Below are 4334 nucleotides of genomic sequence, written 5' to 3'. Positions count from 1 at the left end.
CACAAGCGTTTAAAGTCTTCTGACTTCAGGGTCTTTACTTGTTCGTAGGTCATAAATGCTACCCAACTCTAACCTACTTGTCCCACCCATCTGGGACTTTTGCAAGAGGTCTAATCTAACCAAAATTATTCGAGCCTCCAAGTCTCCATTATTGGCCTGCTGCTTCAGGTGTGCTTCTCGAAGCTAACTTACGGCTAGATCCGTATAGTTGAGTTTGAGCCAGAAAATTCTGCTGTCTTAATCACAGTAGTCTGAGTCTTAAATCGGTTATCTACTCAAGCTTTACCTCTACGCTAGGGAAATATCACCCCTCATTCCTAATAGCTAATACCAACATCGTTTTCTGTTGCTTCCAGCGTTGTCTCAAAGGCACCACTAGGAGTCCACTGGATTGCCCCATCACGCTCGGTTGTATATAATTTGGTGTTAATTTTACGCAGAGTTTGTGCCGTTTCTGGATCGATGGTAGCGGATGAGGCGATCGCTACCTTTGCTTGCATCTTTTGCAATACATCAGCTTGTAAACTTTCTCCAGACCACCAAAGCACCTGAACAGGCGGTAATTGTTTCAAGAGCGCTAACTTTCTTTCATTTTCCTCTGGCTTAAAATTTCCCAACACTAACCAAGTCTGGTTGCTGATTTGCAGTTGTACCACTGGCGGTTGGCTATTAATTAACTTGATAGCTGAAGTTCCAATCGCTACACTCTGACCAACTGGCAAAGCCTGAGGCGGAATCTTTACACCTAGAGTCCAAAGTTTACCAATAGAGGCAGTGTTAACGTAAAAGGTAGATACTGGGAGTCGTTCCAAAATCTTAGCCCAGCCACTTCTAGGACTAAGTTGAGAATCCGTAACCACAGCCCAGTCAATTTGATTGACACCCTGCTGTTGTAAAAAAGGCAGCACAGTAAAATTGGCTGTACTGTCATCCCCACTATTAACCAGCGTGACTTCCCCTTTGTCTTGAATCACCAAAACTGGCTCTCCCGGCGTAGAAAGCACCGTGACTCGAAACAAAGTTGCTTTTGTCTGCCAAACCGGGATAACAACCAGAGTAGTAGCAATAATCGCAGCGAACCACCAACGCCGACACCACCACTTGTTGAGCCAAGCTAGACCAATTAAACCGTATAGCGCCAATACTTGAAATATTGAAATAGTGCCAACAGCAATTGAGTTTCCCGGCAAAGAGCTGAAAAACTGCACAAGCAAAATCAGCCAGTGAGTGGGGTAATACAACAACCAAGCTAAGGTGCTTCCCGCCAAAGGCCAAATTAATCCGGCTAAGGCGCTGAGAATTCCTCCAATACTAATGACAGATAAAAAGGGAGTGCTGATGATGTTTGCCAGGATACTGTAGGGAGATACAACACCAAAGACAAAGAGTTGTAGAGGTAAAACCCACGGTAAGACGGCAATTGGCAGCGCAAATAAGGATGCGATCGCAGGCGGCAACCAATCAAACCATTTTATTATTGCTGGCAGCGTGACTAACAATCCCAGTGTGGCTAGAAAACTCAGCTGAAACCCCAAATTCCAGATCCACAGCGGATTAAATAACAGCAATACCGTGGCAGCAAGCAGGAGCGAACCTAGTGGCTTGACTTTTCGTTGCATTGCTAAGGCGATTAACGCCCCAACTCCCATTACCCCGGCTCTTAGAACTGATGGCTGCACTCCTGTCAAGCAAATAAAAATAAGTATGGCAGCAATCCCAACGCCTAGTTGCGTCCTTACTGAAAAACGCCCAAAGGCAGCTATGACAAAACCCAGAATCAGAGAAATTTGAAATCCAGATGCTGCCAAAGCGTGAGCCAATCCCACCTGGATAAATTGATTCCGCACATCGTAGGGCAAATCTACCGCTTGACTCCCCATAACCATCGAACTGACAAGCTGCCCTTCTGGAGAGCCTAGCCAACGAACTTGAGAGTGGATGATTCGCTGCCTTACAGTCCAGAATCCCCAGCCACGTTCTTCCTGTTCATTGGGGAAACTAACCTGCCGTCCGCTTAGACCACCAAAACCCCCTTCTCTCGCCAGGTAAGCCTGAAAATCAAAGGCACCGGGATTGGTAGCCTTTTTCGGTTTATACAATACTCCCGTAACTGCGATCGCTTCACCAGGATATAAACCAGTAGCTTGTAGTAAAGGCACAGTTACATATAACTTGCCCGTCACTCCCTGACTGACATCAGCTGGTTTGTTCTCGCCGTTCTTTACCTCATTTAATTTAGAAGCTTCCAACCAAAATTGCGATCGCTGACTTTGCGTTAGCCGAGGCGTACTAGCAATCTTTCCCTGAACCGTGACAACTTGCTCCTGCCCTTTACCATTTTGGGCATGAACAAACTTGCTGATGTCATTTGCTAAAGGTTGTGGCACCCGTGCTTGAAAATACAGTGCTGCCAGCAACCCCACAATTCCGACCGTCAGCCACACTTTTGCTTTAGGTCCAGTTCGCCAGAATTTAGGTACAACAAAAGCAGCCCCAATACCCAGAGCCAAAACTGCATACTTGCCCCACCAAACTGCCGTAGACAGTAAGCCCAAAATATAGGACAAGCTTAAAATTACACCAGCAGCCGAGTTCATCAGATAGCCAAACCTAGCTTCAAGCCCAGCACAGCGTGTACAAATAGCAGACAAAGTGCCGTAGTGCCTAAATAAGCATGAAATGTCCGCAGCACTACCTTATTACCCCCAAAGCCTATCATCGAAATCGTGCCATTAATTGCCAGCAATCCCAGCACAATAGAACCAGTCCAAAAATGCGGACTTTCGAGAATCCGTTGATTTTGCATTACTAGCGACAAAACTCCGCCAGTATAACCTAGTGCTATAAACAGAAACATCCACGGTGCCAGCTTCCGGTGGTCAGCCAAACTTTTACTAGCGATCGCCGTATCCGCCGCTACCCGTCCACGCCATCCGGCAAACCCTATAAAACTACCCATTACCAACACCACAATTGCCATCATCACCGGGTGTCCCCAATGCACAATCGAATCTGGAATTCCTAACTTTTCAAACTGCTTAGCAATGGGTTCTAAAACTTCACTCAAACTAGCCACCCCCCACACAGCCTCCTCTATCAACATAGGTTTGCCTAACTGGTTTATCAATCTTCAAAAGAATCTAACCCAGTTCCTTTACTCACTTAGGTAACTCAGATCACTATCCCTAAACTCCTACACACTTGCTTAAGATACTTGCTGTGCAACTTCCTTTTGCTTGCACAGGGGAAATCCCAGCGCCTCTCGTTGCTGCAAATATAACTCCGCGACTCGCCTTGCCAACTTGCGAATTCTGCCAATGTAGCGCGTCCGCTCCGTTACCGAAATCACCCCTCTGGCATCCAGCAAATTAAATGTGTGAGAACACTTTAAAACATAATCCAGACTGGGTAACACAAGTCCGCGTCCAGTCAGTTGCTCTGCCTCCTGCTCGTATAGACCAAACAAAGTAAACAACAAATCTGGGTTAGATGCCTCGAAATTATAGATACACTGCTCAACCTCTCCCTGAAGGTGAACATCACCATAGGTAACGTTATCAGTCCAGCGAATCTTGGTAAACGCATCCACCTGCTGGAGATACATAGTTAATCGCTCCAGACCATAGGTAATCTCAATTGAGACAGGTCTACAGTCAAGGCCTCCGCATTGTTGAAAGTAAGTAAATTGGGTGATTTCCATCCCATCTAGCCATACTTCCCAACCTACTCCCCAAGCGCCTACGGTGGCATCCTCCCAGTTGTCTTCTACAAACCGGATGTCGTGATCTTCAGGGCGAATACCTAAAGCCCTCAACGAGTCCAAATAAATCTCTTGGATATTATCTGGCGAAGGTTTAATCAGAACTTGATACTGGTAATAGTGTTGGTAGCGATTAGGATTTTCACCATAACGTCCATCTGTAGGGCGGCGGCAGGGTTCGACATAAGCAACAGCCCACGGTTCCGGCCCAAGACATCTTAAAAAGGTATTGGGATTTTTGGTGCCTGCCCCTTTTTCAATATCGTAGGGCTGGGCGATTAGGCAACCGCGATCACCCCAAAACTCATGCAACGTAGCAATCACCGACTGAAAATTCACAGTTCCCTTTCCTCAGGCGCTCAACGCATTACCCATTGTGGCGCAAATGCTCCCCTTCAAGAGCTTTTCAAGAATTTTCAAAATAAATTTTCCCAAAAAGTTGACACATTGGGGAGAGAGTAGCTATAGTAATAAAGCGGTCGGGAGAGACGAGCGAAAGCGAGACTCAACTGAGCGAAGAGAACCTAGAAAAAATAATAGTTTGAAAGCCAGAGTAACACAATAACCTCGTCAA

3 protein-coding genes are annotated in these 4334 nt (G+C 46.2%); all 3 read right to left on the bottom strand.

Features of this window, described 5'->3' with window-relative positions:
* Positions 1-317: 317 nt before the first annotated feature.
* Positions 318-2597, bottom strand: coding sequence for a ComEC/Rec2 family competence protein (locus NDI42_RS28630; RefSeq protein ID WP_190457140.1), 2280 nt, complete (start codon positions 2595-2597; stop codon positions 318-320).
* A complete protein-coding gene (locus NDI42_RS28625) occupies positions 2597-3103 on the bottom strand; it encodes a DUF4079 domain-containing protein (RefSeq protein ID WP_199311266.1) in 507 nt (168 codons plus the stop codon). Before NDI42_RS28625 ends, NDI42_RS28630 begins: the two co-directional genes overlap by 1 nt.
* Before the next feature lie 102 nt (positions 3104-3205).
* Complete coding sequence (glyQ, locus tag NDI42_RS28620; RefSeq protein ID WP_190457139.1) at positions 3206-4099, bottom strand: glycine--tRNA ligase subunit alpha; 894 nt, start codon at positions 4097-4099, stop codon at positions 3206-3208.
* Positions 4100-4334: the final 235 nt, after the last annotated feature.

It is taken from the genome of Funiculus sociatus GB2-C1 (assembly GCF_039962115.1).
In the GTDB taxonomy this organism is placed as follows: Bacteria; Cyanobacteriota; Cyanobacteriia; order Cyanobacteriales; family FACHB-T130; genus Funiculus; species Funiculus sociatus.
This window is presented reverse-complemented; position numbering and strand designations above follow the sequence as displayed.

Excerpts from the sequence above, each read along its gene's own strand:
- NDI42_RS28630 (WP_190457140.1), bottom strand. The coding sequence starts at position 2,597 with ATGAACTCGGCTGCTGGTGTAATTTTAAGCTTGTCCTATATTTTGGGC.
- NDI42_RS28625 (WP_199311266.1), bottom strand. The coding sequence starts at position 3,103 with ATGTTGATAGAGGAGGCTGTGTGGGGGGTGGCTAGTTTGAGTGAAGTT.